The sequence below is a fragment of the Sphingomonas aracearum genome, from assembly GCF_003345355.1.
Classification (GTDB): Bacteria; Pseudomonadota; Alphaproteobacteria; order Sphingomonadales; family Sphingomonadaceae; genus Sphingomonas; species Sphingomonas aracearum.
Window position 1 is genome coordinate 836,370 of record NZ_QQNB01000001.1, and the last position, 17,123, is coordinate 853,492.

At 68.0% G+C, this 17,123-nt stretch carries 14 protein-coding genes; 11 read left to right on the top strand and 3 right to left on the bottom strand.

Translation table 11 applies throughout. The features are described 5' to 3' along the window. Positions 1-37 precede the first annotated feature (37 nt). The 9 genes from zapE to DVW87_RS04160 all read left to right on the top strand — a co-directional run bounded on the left by zapE (position 38) and on the right by DVW87_RS04160 (position 11,060). Positions 38-1,162 (top strand): cell division protein ZapE, encoded by a 1,125-nt coding sequence (gene zapE, locus DVW87_RS04120; protein WP_114686448.1) that lies wholly within the window; start codon positions 38-40, stop codon positions 1,160-1,162. Between the two features lie 411 nt (positions 1,163-1,573). Continuing rightward, positions 1,574-2,536, top strand: a complete 963-nt coding sequence (mdh, locus tag DVW87_RS04125; protein WP_114686449.1) for a malate dehydrogenase — start codon at positions 1,574-1,576, stop codon at positions 2,534-2,536. Positions 2,537-2,582: 46 nt separating this feature from the next. Next, positions 2,583-2,879 (top strand): GIY-YIG nuclease family protein, encoded by a 297-nt coding sequence (locus tag DVW87_RS04130; RefSeq protein WP_114686450.1) that lies wholly within the window; start codon positions 2,583-2,585, stop codon positions 2,877-2,879. Between the two features lie 49 nt (positions 2,880-2,928). Then, positions 2,929-3,819, top strand: coding sequence for a succinate--CoA ligase subunit alpha (gene sucD, locus DVW87_RS04135; protein ID WP_114686451.1), 891 nt, complete (start codon positions 2,929-2,931; stop codon positions 3,817-3,819). A gap of 81 nt (positions 3,820-3,900) precedes the next feature. Further along, positions 3,901-6,891 carry a 2-oxoglutarate dehydrogenase E1 component gene (locus DVW87_RS04140; protein WP_114686452.1) on the top strand — a complete coding sequence of 997 codons (2,991 nt, stop codon included), beginning with the start codon at positions 3,901-3,903 and terminating at the stop codon, positions 6,889-6,891. A gap of 12 nt (positions 6,892-6,903) precedes the next feature. Then, positions 6,904-8,166 (top strand): 2-oxoglutarate dehydrogenase complex dihydrolipoyllysine-residue succinyltransferase, encoded by a 1,263-nt coding sequence (gene odhB, locus DVW87_RS04145; protein ID WP_114686453.1) that lies wholly within the window; start codon positions 6,904-6,906, stop codon positions 8,164-8,166. A gap of 119 nt (positions 8,167-8,285) precedes the next feature. Beyond that, complete coding sequence (gene lpdA, locus DVW87_RS04150; RefSeq protein WP_114686454.1) at positions 8,286-9,683, top strand: dihydrolipoyl dehydrogenase; 1,398 nt, start codon at positions 8,286-8,288, stop codon at positions 9,681-9,683. A 153-nt stretch (positions 9,684-9,836) separates the two neighbouring features. After that, positions 9,837-10,727 (top strand): AraC family transcriptional regulator, encoded by an 891-nt coding sequence (locus tag DVW87_RS04155; RefSeq protein ID WP_181814716.1) that lies wholly within the window; start codon positions 9,837-9,839, stop codon positions 10,725-10,727. A 33-nt stretch (positions 10,728-10,760) separates the two neighbouring features. Further along, positions 10,761-11,060, top strand: coding sequence for a GCN5-related N-acetyltransferase (locus DVW87_RS04160; protein WP_114686456.1), 300 nt, complete (start codon positions 10,761-10,763; stop codon positions 11,058-11,060). Between the two features lie 39 nt (positions 11,061-11,099). Here the strand turns inward: DVW87_RS04160 and DVW87_RS04165 are convergent, their stop codons facing one another. Together DVW87_RS04165 and DVW87_RS04170 are read right to left on the bottom strand one after the other, a co-directional pair. Continuing rightward, positions 11,100-11,378: a hypothetical protein gene (locus tag DVW87_RS04165; RefSeq protein ID WP_114686457.1), complete on the bottom strand. Its 279-nt coding sequence runs from the start codon at positions 11,376-11,378 to the stop codon at positions 11,100-11,102. Positions 11,379-11,434: 56 nt separating this feature from the next. Then, a complete protein-coding gene (locus tag DVW87_RS04170; RefSeq protein WP_114686458.1) occupies positions 11,435-12,799 on the bottom strand; it encodes a glycoside hydrolase family 47 protein in 1,365 nt (454 codons plus the stop codon). 63 nt (positions 12,800-12,862) lie between these two features. Between DVW87_RS04170 and DVW87_RS04175 the strand changes: the two genes are divergently transcribed. Beyond that, on the top strand, positions 12,863-13,489 hold the full coding sequence (locus tag DVW87_RS04175) for an acyloxyacyl hydrolase (RefSeq protein ID WP_114686459.1): 627 nt from the start codon (positions 12,863-12,865) through the stop codon (positions 13,487-13,489). Here DVW87_RS04175 and DVW87_RS04180 read toward each other — a convergent pair. After that, a complete protein-coding gene (locus tag DVW87_RS04180) occupies positions 13,471-13,995 on the bottom strand; it encodes a hypothetical protein (RefSeq protein ID WP_114686460.1) in 525 nt (174 codons plus the stop codon). The two genes, DVW87_RS04175 and DVW87_RS04180, sit on opposite strands and share 19 nt — an antisense overlap. Before the next feature lie 159 nt (positions 13,996-14,154). Between DVW87_RS04180 and uvrA the strand changes: the two genes are divergently transcribed. Next, entirely contained in the window at positions 14,155-17,109 is a 2,955-nt protein-coding gene (gene uvrA / locus DVW87_RS04185) for an excinuclease ABC subunit UvrA (protein ID WP_114686461.1), read from the top strand. Positions 17,110-17,123: the final 14 nt, after the last annotated feature.

Genomic DNA, 17,123 nt, shown 5'->3' on the forward strand with positions numbered 1-17,123 from the left:
CGCGGCCCTGGACTCCCGCCGTCGCGGGAGAACAGAAATGACCTCCGTCCTCGCCCGCTACGAAGAGCTGATCGCCGCTGGCGAGTTGAAGCGCGACCCCGAACAGGCCGCCGCCGCCGCCCGGCTCGACCGGCTCCAGCGCGAGCTCGAAGCCGGCGCGCCCAGGCTCGGCCTGTTCGATCGCCTGCGCGGCAAGGCGCCGCCTTCCCCGCGCGGCGTGTATCTGTGGGGCGGCGTGGGTCGCGGCAAGTCGATGCTCATGGACCTGTTCTTCTCCTGCCTTGCGGTCGAGAAGAAGCGCCGGGTGCATTTCGGCGAGTTCATGCTGGAGGTGCACGAGCGGTTGGGCGTCGAGCGCCGCAAGGAGATCGGCGATCCCGTTCTGCCCACCGCCGCGGCCATCGCCGCCGAAACGCGGGTGCTGGCGTTCGACGAGATGATCGTCAACAACTCGCCCGATGCCATGATCCTTTCGCGCCTGTTCACCGCGCTGCTGGAACACGGCGTGACGGTGGTGACGACCAGCAACCGCGCCCCGTCCGAGCTCTACAGGAACGGGCTGAACCGCGAGCATTTCCTGCCGTTCATCGCCCTTATCGAACAGCGGCTGGACGTGCTCGCGCTGAACGGCCCGATCGATTACCGCCGCGACCGGCTCGGCCGCATGGACACCTGGCTGGTGCCCAACTCGCCCGCCAACACCGCGACGCTTTCCGCCGCCTTCTTCCGCCTGACCGATTTCGCGCCGGAGGACCGCGAGCATGTTCCCGCCGAGGACATCGCGGTGCCCGGCGGCCGCACCCTGCACGTACCCAAGAGCCTGAAGGGCGTGGCCGTCTTCTCCTTCAAGCGATTGTGCGGCGAGGCGCGCGGCACGCCGGACTACCTGGCGATCGCCCGGCGCTTCCACACCGTGATCCTCGTCGGCATCCCCCGTCTCGGACCCGACAACCGCAACGAGGCCGCGCGCTTCGTCGGGCTGATCGACGCCTTGTACGAGCACAAGGTCAAGCTGCTCGCCATGGCCGATGCCGAGCCGGACGCCTTGTACGAGCGCGGCGACGGCGCCTTCGAGTTCCAGCGCACGGTCAGCCGGCTGGAGGAGATGCGCTCCGAGGACTATCTCGCCCAGGGCCACGGAACGGGCGCTACCGCTTCTTAGATCCTGCTGCCCTGGACGGCGCCGCATGGACCATCCCGCCAGCCGATGCTTGATGCGTTGCGCGGTCTGGCGATGCTGCGGTGCCCGGCCTCCACTTCCGCGCGTCGCTCAGCCCCGGCTGGCTCGGCGTCGACCTTTTCTTCGTCCAGTGGCTTTCTTGCCGGCCGGCGACTGCTCGCCGCCCTAAACGGCCCGCAGGGTTCCGCATCCCTCGCGACGGCACGAACCCTGCACCGCGTGATTTCCCGCGCTGCCACGGTCCGCGAAGGTCGGCCTATTGCTACTGCGATCTCTTTGCATTAAGCGGCGCGATTGTCTCCTTTTGCGGTTGCCCCGCGGCCAAGAAGGGCCTAAGCCGCGGCGCGACACCCGCCCGCACCGCCGCGGGGCGGCAAACGGGAAAGGACTCTCATGGCCCGCAAGAAGATCGCGCTGATCGGCGCCGGCAATATCGGCGGCACGCTCGCCCATCTCGCTGCGCTCAAGGGCCTGGGTGACATCGTCCTGTTCGACGTGGTCGAGGGCGTGCCGCAGGGCAAGGCGCTGGACCTGTCGCAGTGCGGCCCGGTGGAAGGCTTCGACGCTTCCATCAAGGGCTCCAACGATTATGCCGACATCGCCGGCGCCGACGTCATCATCGTCACCGCCGGCGTCGCCCGCAAGCCGGGCATGAGCCGCGACGACCTGCTCGGCATCAACCTGAAGGTGATGAAGGCAGTCGGCGAAGGCATCCGCGACAATGCGCCCGACGCCTTCGTGATCTGCATCACCAACCCGCTCGACGCGATGGTCTGGGCGCTGCGCGAATTCTCCGGCCTGCCGCACAACAAGGTGGTCGGCATGGCCGGCGTGCTCGACTCGGCCCGCTTCAGCCACTTCCTTGCCGAGGAGTTCGGCGTGTCGGTGAAGGACGTGAACACGTTCGTGCTCGGCGGGCACGGCGACACGATGGTGCCGGTGCTCGAATACAGCACGGTGTCGGGCATCCCCGTCGCCGACCTGATCGAGATGGGCTTCTCCACGAAGGAGAAGGTCGACGAGATCATCAAGCGCACCCGCGGCGGCGGCGGCGAGATCGTCGCGCTGCTCAAGACCGGCTCGGCCTATTACGCGCCCGCCACCAGCGGCATCGCGATGGCCGAGGCGTACCTTTACGACCAGAAGCGCATCCTGCCGGCCGCGGCGCACCTGACCGGCCAGTACGGCGTGGACGACCTCTATGTCGGGGTGCCGGTGGTGATCGGCGCCGGCGGCGTGGAGAAGGTGGTCGAGGTGAAGCTGTCGGAGGAGGCCAAGCAGAACCTCACCGTGTCGGTGGACGCGGTGAAGGAGCTGCTGGTCGCCTGCAAGGGCATCGACGAAACGCTGAACTGATCTGTTCCCCGGCGAAGGCCGGGGTCCAGTTGGGAGAACCTCCACAATGGGCACGCCCGGCTTCGTCTACATCATGGCGAGCAGGCGGAACGGAACGATCTACATCGGCGTGACGAGCAATCTGCTCAAGCGCGTCCTGGAACATCGCGCCGGGATCATCGAAGGGTTCACGAAGAAGCACGGCTGCAAGCTCCTGGTCTGGTATGAGGCGCATGACAGCATCGAGTCAGCACGGCAGCGCGAGCTGCGGATGAAGGAGTGGAAGCGGGACTGGAAGCTGCGGGAAGTTGAAGGGCTCAACCCGGATTGGGAAGACCTGTTCGATCGGATCGCACAACCATGACCGCCTCCCCAACTGGGCCCTGGCCTTCGCCGGGGAACAAGGAGAAGCAATGAGCATCCTCGTCGACAAGAACACCAAGGTCATCACCCAGGGGATGACCGGCAAGACCGGCACCTTCCACACCAAGGCGGCGCTGGACTACGGCACGCAGATGGTCGGCGGCGTGACGCCGGGCAAGGGCGGCACCACCCATGAGGAGCTCGGCCTGCCGAACTTCGACACCGTCGCCGAGGCGGTCGAGAAGACCGGCGCGACCGCGTCCGTGATCTACGTGCCGCCGCCCTTTGCCGCGGACTCGATCCTGGAGGCGATCGACGCCGAGGTGCCGCTGATCGTCGCCATCACCGAGGGCATTCCGGTGCTCGACATGGTCAAGGTCAAGCGCGCGCTGTCCGGCTCCAAGAGCCGCCTGATCGGCCCGAACTGCCCGGGCGTGCTGACGCCGGGCGAGTGCAAGATCGGCATCATGCCGGGCTCCATCTTCAAGAAGGGCTCGGTGGGCGTCGTCTCGCGCTCGGGCACGCTGACCTATGAGGCGGTGTTCCAGACCTCGAACGCCGGCCTGGGCCAGACCACCGCGGTGGGCATCGGCGGCGATCCGGTGAACGGCACCAACTTCATCGACGTGCTGGAGCTGTTCCTGGCCGACGACGCGACCGAATCCATCATCATGATCGGCGAGATCGGCGGCGACGCCGAGGAGCAGGCCGCGCAGTTCCTGATCGACGAGGCCAAGCGCGGCCGAAGCAAGCCGATGGCCGGCTTTATCGCCGGCCGCACGGCGCCTCCGGGGCGTCGCATGGGCCATGCCGGCGCGATCGTGTCGGGCGGCAAGGGCGACGCGGAAAGCAAGATCGCGGCGATGGAAGCGGCCGGCATCAAGGTGGCGGCAAGCCCGTCGGAGCTGGGCTCCACGCTGCTGGAAGTGTTGAAGGGGTAAAATGCGCGGCGCGGGAGAAGCGTTTTCGTCTCCCGCGCCCGCCTTGGCATTCCTCCCCAGGATGCCGGAAGGACGTGAGTGATGGGCCTTGAAGGTTTGGATTTCGGCGAGATCGCCGGCGGCGTGAGCCCCGCCTATCTCGAAACGCTCTACCAGCGCTACCAGTCGGCGCCGGACAGCGTGGAGGCCGGCTGGCGGCAGTTCTTCGACGGGCTCGAGGGACAGGCGCAGCGGCCGAGCTGGGGCAAGTCCAACTGGCCGCTCACCACCACCGACGACCTCACCGCCGCGCTCGATCCGACGCAGATGGAGCCCGCGCCCAAGCCCGCGAAGGGCGGCGGCAAGCCCGCTCCCGCCGCGGCGCCGGCCGCGCCTGCGCCGAGCAAGGACGATATCGTCAAGGCGGCGGGCGACGCGATCCGCGCCCAGCTGCTGATCCGCACCTATCGCGTGCGCGGGCACCTCGCCGCGAACCTCGATCCGCTCGGCCTGTCGGGGCTGCGCGAGCTGCCGGCGGACCTCAAGACCGAATATTACGGCTTCACCGACGCGGACATCGATCGCCCGGTCTATCTCGGCGGCACGATGGGCCTGGAATGGGCGACCATCCGCGAGCTGGTGAACATCCTGCGCGCCAATTATTGCGGCAATGTCGGCCTCGAATACATGCACATCGCCGATGTTGAGGAGCGCGTGTTCCTTCAGGAGCGCATGGAGGGCAAGGACAAGGCGATCGACTTCACGCCGCTCGGCAAGAAGGCGATCCTCAACAAGGTGATCGAAGCCGAGGAGTGGGAGAAGTTCTGCGCCCGCAAATATGTCGGCACCAAGCGCTTCGGCCTGGACGGCGGCGAGAGCATGATCCCGGCGCTGGAAAGCCTCATCAAATATGGCGGCCAGTACGGCGTCAACGAGATCGTGTTCGGCATGGCGCATCGCGGCCGGCTGAACGTGCTGTCCAACGTGATGGGCAAGCCGTTCCGCGCGATCTTCCACGAGTTCGGCGGCGGCTCGTCCAGCCCGGAGGACGTGGCGGGCTCGGGCGACGTGAAGTACCATCTCGGCACTTCCACCGACCGTGAGTTCGACGGCATCAGCGTGCATATGTCGCTGGTCGCCAATCCTTCTCACCTCGAGGCGGAAGACCCCGTCGTGCTGGGCAAGACCCGCGCGATCCAGACGATCGCCGGCGACCTGACCGAGCACAAGATGGCGCTGCCGGTGCTGATCCACGGCGACGCGGCGTTCGCCGGCCAGGGCATCGTGTGGGAGTGCCTCGGCTTTTCCGGCATCCGCGGCTACAATACCGGCGGTTGCGTTCACTTCGTGATCAACAACCAGGTCGGCTTCACGACGAGCCCGCAGTTCGCGCGTTCCAGCCCCTATCCGTCGGACGTGGCCAAGGGCGTGCAGGCGCCGGTGTTCCACGTCAACGGCGACGATCCCGAGGCCGTCACCTTCGCCACCAAGATGGCGATCGAATACCGGCAGAAGTTCCACCGCGACGTGGTGATCGACATGTGGTGCTATCGCCGCTTCGGCCACAACGAGGGCGACGAGCCGAGCTTCACCCAGCCCTTGATGTACAAGGCGATCCGCAGCCATGCGCCGGTCAGCAAGATCTATGGCGGCAAGCTGATCGAACAGGGCGTGGTCGACCAGGCGTGGATCGACGACAACGTCAGGCAATACACGACCCTGTTGGAAGGCGAGTTCGAGGCGGGTGCCAGCTACCGCCCGAACAAGGCGGACTGGTTCGCCGGGCGCTGGTCGGGCCTCCATGCCCCGGCCGATGCCGAAACCGCGCGCCGCAACGTCGAGACGGGCATCGACCGCAAGCTGTTCGACAGCCTGGGCCGCACGCTGACGACCGTTCCCGAAGACCTTACCGTCCACAAGACGCTGGGTCGCGTGCTCGACGCCAAGCGGCAGATGTTCTCCTCCGGCCAGGGGTTCGACTGGGCGACCGGCGAGGCGCTGGCGTTCGGCTCGCTCTTGTCCGAGGGCTATGGCGTGCGCCTGTCCGGCCAGGATTCGGGCCGCGGCACCTTCTCGCAGCGCCACGCCGTGTGGGTCGACCAGAATGACGAGCATAAGTTCGTGCCGCTCACCACGCTGCCGCACGGCCGCTTCGAAGTGCTCGACTCGCCGCTCAGCGAATATGGCGTGCTCGGTTTCGAATACGGCTATGCGCTGGCGGACCCCAAGACGCTGGTGATGTGGGAGGCGCAGTTCGGCGACTTCGTCAACGGCGCGCAGATCATGATCGACCAGTTCATCGCATCGGGCGAGTCCAAGTGGCTGCGCGCCAACGGCCTGGTGATGCTGCTGCCGCATGGTTACGAGGGTCAGGGCCCCGAGCACAGCTCGGCGCGTCCGGAGCGTTTCCTGCAGCTGTGCGCGCAGGACAACATCCAGGTCGCCAATTGCACCACGCCGGCCAACTATTACCACCTGCTGCGCCGGCAGATGCATCGCAGCTTCCGCAAGCCGCTGGTGGTGTTCACGCCCAAGTCGCTGCTGCGCCACAAGGCGGCGGTATCGAGCGCGGACGAGTTCCTGGGCGACAGCCACTTCCGCCGCATCCTCTCCGATCCCAACAAGCCGGCGGATGCGGACGTGAAGCGCCTCGTCCTGTGCACCGGCAAGGTCGCCTACGACCTGTTCGAGGCCCGCGACGCCGCCGGCGACACCGGGACCGAGATCGTCCGCATCGAGCAGCTCTACCCCTTCCCGGGGGAGCCGCTGGTCGAGCGCCTGAAGCGCATGACCAGCCTCGAAGAGGTGATCTGGGCGCAGGAAGAGCCGCGTAACAACGGATACTGGTTCTTCGTCGAGCCGTTCATCGAGGACGCGATGGTCAAGGCCGGCGTGAAGCCGCAGCGCCCGCGCTATGCCGGTCGCGCCGCCGCCGCCTCCCCCGCGACGGGCCTGATGAAGCGGCACCAGCTCGAACAGGCGGCACTCGTCGCCAATGCGCTGGGCCATGACGTCCGCGAGGAATTCCGTCGTACGGCGGGCAACACCACCACCACCACTGCCGCGCGCCCCGCGCAGGCGCCGGGCAGCTAAAGGACTTACGTGATGGCAACCGAAGTGAACGTGCCCACGCTGGGCGAGTCGATCACCGAAGCGACCGTCGGCGAGTGGCTGAAGCAGCCCGGCGACGCGGTGGCGGCCGACGAGCCGATCGCCAGCCTGGAGACCGACAAGGTCTCGGTCGAGGTCCCCTCCCCCGTGTCCGGCGTGATGGGCCAGCATGCGGTGCAGGTGGGCGACACGGTGGAAGTCGGCGCGCTGCTCGCGACGATCGAGGCCGGTGACGGCGCGCCTGCGCAAGCCCCCGCCCCGCAGCCGGCCGTGACGGAGAGCCCGAAGGCGGCTGCCCCGTCCGGCGAAACCCCGCCGGTGGCCGGCGGCTACGGCAACCATGGCGCCACCCCGGTGACAAGCGACGCGCCTGCCGCGCTGTCGCCCTCCGTGCGCCGCGCGGTGCTGGAGACGGGCGTCGATCCGTCCACCGTCACCGGCTCGGGCCGCGACGGCCGCCTGACCAAGGAAGACATCGCCGCCGCCGCCAGCGCCAAGACGACCGCGCCCGCCCCGTCGGCTCCGGCCTCGGCGCCGGCCGCTGCGCCTTCCTCGGGTCGTGGCGAGGAGCGCGTGAAGATGACGCGCCTGCGCCAGACGGTCGCCAAGCGCCTGAAGGAAGCGCAGAACACCGCCGCGATGCTGACCACGTTCAACGACGTGGACATGTCGGCGGTTATCGAGGCGCGCGCGAAGTACAAGGACCTGTTCGAGAAGAAGCACGGCGTGCGCCTGGGTTTCATGGGCTTCTTCGTGAAGGCCGCGACCATGGCGCTGAAGGACATTCCCGCGGTCAACGCGCAGATCCAGGGCGACGAGATCGTCTACCACGATTATGCCGACATCTCGGTCGCCGTGTCCGCGCCGAACGGCCTGGTCGTGCCGGTGATCCGCGATGCGCAGAACCTGTCGGTCGCCGGCATCGAGAAGACGATCGGCGATTTCGGCCGCCGCGCCAAGGACGGCACGCTGAAGATGGACGAGATGAAGGGCGGCACCTTCACCATCTCCAATGGCGGTGTGTTCGGTTCGCTGATGTCCACGCCGATCATCAACCCGCCGCAGTCGGCCGTGCTGGGCCTCCACCGGATCGAGGATCGCCCGGTGGTGGTGAACGGCCAGGTGGTGGTGCGCCCGATGATGTACCTGGCGCTCAGCTACGACCACCGCCTGATCGACGGCCGCGAGGCGGTGACCTTCCTGGTCGCGCTCAAGAACGCGATCGAGGACCCGACGCGCATTCTGATCGACCTGTAAGTGCCTGTTCCCCGGCGGAGGCCGGGGCCCAGTTGGGAAGGCAGATGTAACCGGGCGCAGCGATCACCACATCTGCCCCGCAACTGGACCCCGGCCTCCGCCGGGGAACGGAGATGAAAATGGCAGACGCAACGTACGACTATGACGTCCTGGTGATCGGTGCCGGCCCCGGCGGCTATGTCGCCGCGATCCGCGCGGCGCAGCTGGGGCTCAAGACCGCCTGCGCCGAGAGCCGCGAGACGCTGGGCGGCACCTGCCTCAACGTCGGCTGCATCCCGTCCAAGGCGATGCTGCACGCGAGCGAGTATTTCGACGCCGCGGCGAACGGCGCGATGGCCAAGATGGGCATCAAGGTGACGCCCGAGCTCGATCTGGAGACGATGCACGGGCAGCGCCGCGACGCGGTGAAGCAGCTGACCGGCGGCATCGAGTTCCTGTTCAAGAAGAACAAGGTGACGTGGCTGAAGGGCCGCGCCGCGTTCGAGGATGCGCACACCGTCGACGTCGCCGGCCAGAGGGTGACGGCGAAGAACATCGTCATTGCCACCGGCTCCTCCGTCACCGCCCTGCCCGGCGTGACGATCGACCAGAAGGTGGTGGTCGATAGCACCGGCGCGCTGGAGCTGCCGAAGGTGCCGGAGCACCTCGTCGTGATCGGCGGCGGCGTGATCGGGCTGGAGCTCGGTTCGGTGTGGCGTCGCCTGGGCGCGAAGGTCACGGTGGTCGAATATGTCGACCAGGTGCTGCCCGGCTTCGACGGCGAAGTGCGCAAGGAAGCCAACAAGATCTTCAAGAAGCAGGACCTCGAGTTCAAGCTGTCGACCAAGGTGACCGGCGTTCAGGTCGCTGGCGACAAGGCGACGATCACCGTCGAGCCCGCCGCCGGCGGCGCGGCCGAGACGATCGAGGCGGACTGCGTGCTCGTGTCGATCGGCCGCCGCCCCAACACCGAAGGCCTCGCACTCGACAAGATCGGGATCGAGGTGAACAACCGCGGCCAGATCGAGATCGATCACGACTTCCGCACCAAGGCGGACGGCGTCTGGGCGATCGGCGACGTCGTGCCCGGCCCGATGCTCGCGCACAAGGCCGAGGACGAGGGCATCGCGGTGGCCGAGAACATCGCCGGCCAGCACGGCATCGTGAACCACGACGTGATCCCCTCGGTCGTCTACACCTGGCCCGAGATCGCCGGCGTCGGCCTCACCGAGGAGCAGGCCAAGGCGAACGGCGAGATCAAGGTCGGCAAGTTCCCGATGGCGGGCAACAGCCGCGCCAAGACCAATCACGAGGACGGCGGCTTCGTGAAGGTGATCGCGGACGCCAAGAGCGACCGCGTGCTCGGCGTGTGGTGCATCGCCTCCGTCGCCGGCACGATGATCGCGCAGGCGGCGCAGGCGATGGAGTTCGGCGCGACCAGCGAGGACATCGCCTATACCTGCCACGCCCATCCGACCCATTCGGAAGCGATCAAGGAAGCGGCGATGGCGGTGACGGGCAAGCCGATCCACGTCTGATCCGGCGCCGGGGCATTGAACGCGTCCAAACCGGATGCGTACTCCGTTCGGGATATTGACCGGCGCGGTCTTACGATCTGTACAAAAACCCGTTCGCCCTCGGGGGAATCGGCGAACGGGGGAGATCGTATGTCGTTGTTGCAGCTCAACGAAATGCTTCCGTCTGACACCGGGCTGCCGGGCGCTCCGGCGCAATCGGTGGCGTCGGCGATCCGCTACGATCGTCCGGACGCATCGGTGGCCGACTGGTTCACCGCCTATCATCATTATGAAGTGCCGCAGGCCGCCGCCGATGAGCGGACCAGCTGGATCCTGCCCGGCACCGCCTATATCCGCCTGATGCTGCGGATAGACGGTCCCACCGCCGTGACGATCGGCGGCCGCCACATCGATCCCGTGCCGCAGTATGCGCTGTACGGGCCGACCAGCAAGGCGATGGAAGTGCGCGAGGGCGGCGGGGTGACGATCGGGTTCGGGATCAGCGCGCTCGGCTGGGCGCGGCTTACGCGCTGGCGGGCCAGCGATCTGCACAACCAGGTGACCCCGGCCGAACGAATGCTGGGTGCCGGGGTGGCGGAACGGCTCGCCGCCGAACTGGCGACGGTGCCGGCCGAACAGCTGAAGCCTGCACTGGACAGGCTGCTGCCCGATCTGCTCGGCCCGCCCAACCCGGACGAGGCGATCCTTCGCGGGCTTACCACGATGATCCTGGAAAACAGCTTTGCCGAGATCGGGGAGGTCGCCACCCGCCTGGGCGTGGAGCCCCATGCCCTGCGCCGCCTCTCGCTTCGCTATTTCGGCATGACGCCCAAGGTGCTGCTGCGGCGGGCGCGCTTCCTGCGCTCGTACCAGCGGGTGACGCGCCTGTCGGCCGCCACCGACTATCGCGCGATCGATCCCAGCTACTACGACGTTTCGCACTTCCTGCGCGATGCGCATACGTTCCTGGGCATGACGCCGCGACACTTCCACCTGCTGCAGCGTCCGCAATGCGAAGCGGCCCTGCGCGCCTGCATGCCCCTGTCCGGCACCGCCCAGGGTTGAGGAACCGCCCTGCTTCCGGCGCGCTGGACCGTGATGACGCGCGCCGAACTGGAGGCCGAATGGCTGTCGCTCACCCGCGACCGCCTGCCCGCGCTGGCCGGCGAGCGGCGCTGGCCGGTGCGGGCCGACCATTGCTTCCAGCGCATCCTGCTGGACGCGGCGGTGGGCGGTCGCTGGTATGATGTGGTGCGCGAGCGGCCGGCCTATCGCCACATCGCCGAACCCCTGCTCGCCCGCGCCGTCGCCCTGGGCCGGGCGGTGATCGCGAACGAGGCGGACCTCGTCGCCCTCAACCGCCAGAGCCTCGCCTGGCGAGGCAAGCTGCGGGATTGAACAGGCGGTGCGCCGGCCCGGCCCGGGCCCTGCGCGCGATTACTTGCTGAGCTTCTCCATCAGCACGCCGGCGGCATCGCCCATCGCATTGGCGATGGTGCGGGCATGGTTGCCCCCTTCGCGCCCGATCGCGGCGGCCAGCGGACCGCCCTTCTTCGTCGCCGCCAGACCGGCCAGCGCGACGATGCCGGTGGCGATCAGCTCACGCCCGCCCGGGCTGCTGGCGGTTTCCAGGATTTCCGCGCCCTTCTTGCGCAGCTCCTTGGGCACCTTCACGCCGGCGATGGTCTTTTTCAGCTTGGGCTTCTTCTTGGCCATGAGGACTCCTTCGTGTGTCGCACATGTAAGACACACCCGCCTGCGCCGCCAGAGGCTCAGCGGCGGAAACCACGCAACACGTTGCCCTCGGTGGAAAGGTAGTTGTCGCGATAGTCGAAGCGCTTCGTGTCGCTGAAGATCAGCCAGTAATATTTCATCTGCTCGGACCACCAATAGCCGGGACAGGCATCGTCCTGCGCGCCGGTGGTCACGTCGGTGAGCCCGGAAAAGCCGTGCGCGGCCCGGTTGTGCTTCTGCATGGCCCGGAAATGATCGCGCACCAGCCGGCGCCAGCGCGGGCTCCGGTCCTTCAGCCACAAGGTGAAGGCGCCATCCGCCACCTCCGGGCGCAACGCGTTGCTGGCCGCGCGGATCGACCAGTCGGTCGGGTCGAAGGCCTCGGGCAGCACGGGCCAGCGCGCCTGCGCCTTCTCCCAACCGGCCATCGCCGCGACACCGGCGGCATGGTCGCCGCCTTCGGAAAGCAGGCCGGGGTAGAAGGCCGACAGTTCGCTTTGTCGCAGGTTCAGCCTGGCACCGGTCTCGACATCCACATTGGCGAACCACAGGTCGCCCGTGGTGCGGTCGGCGCAGTTGGCGAGGACCGCCGCGGTCTCCACCCGGTATGCGTCGCGCAGCCGGGTGTCGCCGGTCAGCCGCCACGTATCCCAGAGATATTCGAACCAGCTGTCGGTCGGCGGCGCGACGGTGGCACGGCGGGACAGCCAGGCTCCGGTCTGCACGTCGATCCTGTCCGCCACGAGGTTGCGCTTCGAGCGCTTGGCATGCAGCGCCAGCATGGCGTTGATCGCCGCCTCGCCGAACCTCTTCTCGCCCGTGAGGCGGGAAAGCGTGACGAACTCGGGGGCCATGCCGCCGCCTACCTCCGCCGGAAAGCTCTGCGGATCGCGGGTCTTGCCGGTGACCAGGTTGACGTAGCGCATCGGCATTCCGGTCGGCGTGTCGAAGCACGGCATCATGCGCGTGGCGAGATCGTGCGCCAGTTCCAGCAGCCGCTTGTCGCCGGTCGCCAGATGGCCGGAGAGCAGCCCGCCGACCAGCCGGATGGTCGCCTCGAAAACCTGCGCATCGCCGTCGAGATCGAAGCGCAGCTTTTCGCGGATCCACCGCATGCCGTCCTCCAGTTGCGCATCCAGGCCCATCAGCCACAAGGTATCCAGCGCCTCGACGATCGACAGGCCGACGCTGGCGCCCGGGATCAGGAAGCTCTGTCCGGTGCCGGACACCGGCTTCACCTCGTCCTGCCCCCAGGCGACCTTGCGATACTCGCTCCACGCCCAGGCCATCTCGCGCTTCACGTCGGCGGCCAGCGCCGCCCAGTCCTCGTCGGCGGCGGCCTTTGCGGGGAGCGGCAGGGCAGCCATGGCGGCGGCGGCGACAAGGGAGCGACGGGTCAGCATTCAGGAAGCCTAGCGCGGCGCGGCACAGCCTGCCACTCTCGACAGGACGGGCGGGAGAAGGGAATGCGGACGAGATGGGCGGGGTTGGTGCTGGCGCTGGTCGCCGCACCTGCAGCGGCGCAGGAGGCCGCTCCGTCGCGCCCGGAACTGTTCAGCGGCGTGCTCGCGCACGGCCTGACGCTGTGGCGCAGCGTGCCGGACGGCTATCTGCTGGAAAGCGCCGAGGAAGGCGGCACGGTGGATGTGGAACTGGGCTGGCGCAGCAGGCGCTTCGACCGGCTCCGCTGGCTGGCGCGCCCGCATGCGGTGGCCAAGGCGCAGATCAACACGGACGGGCGGACCAGCTTCTTCTCCGGGGGGCTGGAATGGCGACAATCGCTCGCCCGCTCGCTCTACCTGCAGGGCGGCGTCGGCATTGCGTATCAGACCGGCTACCGCTTCACGCCCGATCCCTTTGCGCCGGGGCTGACGCGGCAGCAACGGCTCGACCGGTTTGAGGTCTATGCGAACCGCACGTCCTTCGGCTCCAGCGTGCTGTTCAACCCCAACCTCTCGCTGGGCCTGCGGCTCGACCGGCGCTGGGCGGTGGAAATCGCCTACGAACATTACAGCCACGCCAGGCTGTTCTCGCGCCAGAACCCCGGCATCGAGAATGCCGGCGTGCGGGTGGTCTATGCGCTGGGCCGCTGATCGAGGGCGGCGAGGAGCACGGTGACGCCCGCCTGCGGGCTGCCGGACAGTTGCAGGATGTAGCGGCCCGGCGTGAGGTCGTAATCCACCATCTTGCGGATGCCGGTGCAGTCCGGACCGTGACCATGCGCCACGGACGGACGCGCCTGTCCGTTCTGCACCACCTCCACCCACGCGCCCGCGCCGAGCGCCACGCGGTAGCGGCCCGCGCGGACCACGGTGAAGCCCAGCAGCCCGCCGCTCGCATCGGCAGCCGGCGCCTTGCCCGGTGCGATCGGCAGCGTGGCCTGCGCCTGTGGCGCCAGCGCCAGGCGATAGCCGACCCCCACCTCGATCTCGGCCGTGCCGAGCTGCGTCGCGCGCGCCGCGGCCTTGAGGGGGCGTGCCGCGGCCCAGCCGGCCAGCTCGCGCGGCACCGGCGCGGGCGCAGTGCAGGCCGGGCGCGGGGCGGCCTGCCCCGGAATGGAGGGCAGCAGGCCGAAGGCGGCAAGGATCGGAAACAGCATGGCGCAACCTACCGCAGCGGCGCGCCAGCGACAATCACATGGCGCCGCCCGGGCAATTGAAGAGTGCCGCTCGCGGAACCATCTGGGTGCGCAACGGCGTTGACGAGAACGCCTTTCCCGATCTTGCCCGATCCGAACAAATCTGGAACACGCCACTCCATGCTGACCCACATCTCCGTCCGCGGCGCGCGCGAGCACAACCTCAAGGGCGTGGACATCGACATCCCGCGCGACACGCTGACGGTGATCACCGGCCTGTCGGGCTCCGGCAAGTCGTCCCTCGCCTTCGACACCATCTATGCCGAGGGGCAGCGGCGCTATGTCGAGAGCCTGTCGGCCTATGCGCGCCAGTTCCTGGAGCTGATGCAGAAGCCGGACGTCGATCATATCGAGGGTCTGTCGCCGGCCATCTCGATCGAGCAGAAGACCACCAGCCGCAACCCGCGCTCGACGGTGGCGACGGTGACCGAGATCTACGATTACATGCGCCTGCTCTGGGCGCGCGTGGGCGTGCCCTATTCGCCCGCGACCGGCCTGCCGATCGCCGCGCAGACCGTCAGCCAGATGGTGGACCGGGTGCTGGCGCTGCCGGAGGGCACGCGCGCCTATCTGCTCGCGCCGGTCGTGCGCGGGCGCAAGGGCGAGTATCGCAAGGAGATGCTGGAATGGCAGAAGGCCGGCTTCACCCGCGTGCGCATCGACGGCGAGTTGCACGAGATCGACGAGGCCCCGGCGCTCGACAAGAAGTTCAAGCATGACATCGAGGTGGTGGTCGACCGCATCGTCGTGCGCGACGATATCGGCACGCGGCTGGCCGACAGCTTCGAGACGGCGCTGAAGCTCGCCGACGGGCTCGCTTATGTCGATCTGGCGGATACGACGGTGGCCGAAGCGGTCGCCACGGCACCGCACGTCCGCGAAGCGCCGATCGGGCCGGGCGCCGACAGCCCCAAGAAGATGAAGGGCGCCGGCGTGCCGGAGAACCGCATCGTCTTTTCCGAACGCTTCGCCTGCCCCGTGTCCGGCTTCACCATCGCCGAGATCGAGCCGCGCCTGTTCTCGTTCAACGCGCCGCAGGGTGCCTGCCCGGTGTGCGACGGCCTGGGCGAGAAGCTGATCTTCGACGAGGACCTGGTCGTCCCCAATCACGACCTGACGATCAAGAAGGGCGCGGTGGTGCCCTGGGCGAAGAGCAACCCGCCCTCCCCCTATTACATGCAGGTGCTGGGCAGCCTGGCGCGCGAGCTCGGCTTCACGCTGGACACCGCGTGGAAGGACCTCGCGCCCGAGGTGCAGCACGCGATCGTGCACGGCACGGGCGGCAAGGCCGTCACCCTCACCTTCGTGGACGGCAAGAAGTCCTACGACGTGAAGAAGCCGTTCGAGGGCGTGATCGGCAACCTCAACCGCCGCATGCTCCAGACCGAGAGCGCCTGGATGCGCGAGGAGCTGAGCAAGTATCAATCGGCCAAGCCGTGCGAGACGTGCCACGGCGCGCGCCTGAAGCCCGAGGCGCTGGCGGTGAAGATCGCCGGCGAGGATATCAGCCACGCCACCCACCTCTCCGTGGTGGATGCGCTCGCCTTCTTCCAGTCGCTGCCCGATCACCTCAACGACCAGCAGCGCGCGATCGCCGAGCGCATCCTGAAGGAGATCGTCGAGCGGCTCGGCTTCCTCAACAATGTCGGGCTCGATTACCTCAACCTCGACCGCACCTCCGGCACGCTGTCGGGCGGCGAGAGCCAGCGCATCCGCTTGGCCTCGCAGATCGGCTCCGGCCTGTCCGGCGTGCTCTACGTGCTGGACGAGCCCTCGATCGGCCTGCACCAGCGCGACAACGACATGCTGCTGGCGACGCTGCGCCGCCTGCGCGACCTCGGCAACACCGTGCTGGTCGTCGAGCATGACGAGGACGCGATCCGCACCGCCGATTACGTGATCGACATGGGGCCGGGCGCCGGCGTGCACGGCGGCCAGATCGTCGCCAAGGGCACCCTGCCCGAACTGCTCGCGCACGAAGGCTCGGTCACCGCCGATTACCTCAACGGCGTGCGCGAGGTGCCGGTGCCGGCCAAGCGCCGCAAGGGCACGGGCAAGAAGCTGACGGTGCACAATGCCACCGCCAACAACCTGAAGGGCGTGAGCGCGAGCATCCCGCTGGGCACCTTCACCTGCATCACCGGCGTGTCCGGCTCCGGCAAGTCCAGCTTCACGCTCGACACGCTCTACGCCGCCGCCGCGCGGCAGCTGAACGGCGCGCGCGTGCTGATGGGCAAGCACGACAGGATCACCGGGCTCGAGCATCTCGACAAGGTGATCGACATCGACCAGTCGCCGATCGGCCGCACCCCCCGCTCCAACCCCGCAACCTATACCGGCAGCTTCACCCAGATCCGCGACTGGTTCGCGGGCCTGCCGGAGAGCCTGGCGCGCGGCTACAAGCCCGGCCGCTTCTCCTTCAACGTCAAGGGCGGCCGCTGCGAGGCGTGCCAGGGCGACGGCGTGCTCAAGATCGAGATGCACTTCCTGCCCGACGTCTACGTCACCTGCGACGTGTGCAACGGCGCGCGCTACAACCGCGAAACGCTGGAGGTGAAGTTCAAGGGGCTGTCGATCGCCGACGTGCTGGACATGACGGTGGAAGACGCCGCCGAGTTCTTCAAGGCGGTGCCGCCGATCCGCGAGAAGATGGCGATGCTGGTCGAGGTGGGCCTGGGCTATGTCAAGGTCGGCCAGCAGGCGACCACCCTGTCCGGCGGCGAGGCGCAGCGCGTGAAGCTCGCCAAGGAACTGGCGCGTCGCGCGACCGGCAACACGCTCTACATCCTCGACGAGCCGACCACCGGCCTGCATTTCGAGGACGTGCGCAAGCTGCTGGAGGTGCTCCACGCGCTGGTCGAGCAAGGCAACACCGTGGTGGTGATCGAGCACAATCTCGACGTGATCAAGACCGCCGACTGGATCATCGACCTGGGGCCGGAAGGCGGCGTGAAGGGCGGCGAGATTGTTGCCGTCGGCACGCCGGAGACGGTGGTGAAGGAACCGCGGAGCTTTACGGGGAAGTATCTGGCGCCGTTGTTGCGGACGAAGGTGGAGCAGGTGGCGGCGGAGTAGCTATTGCGTTTGGA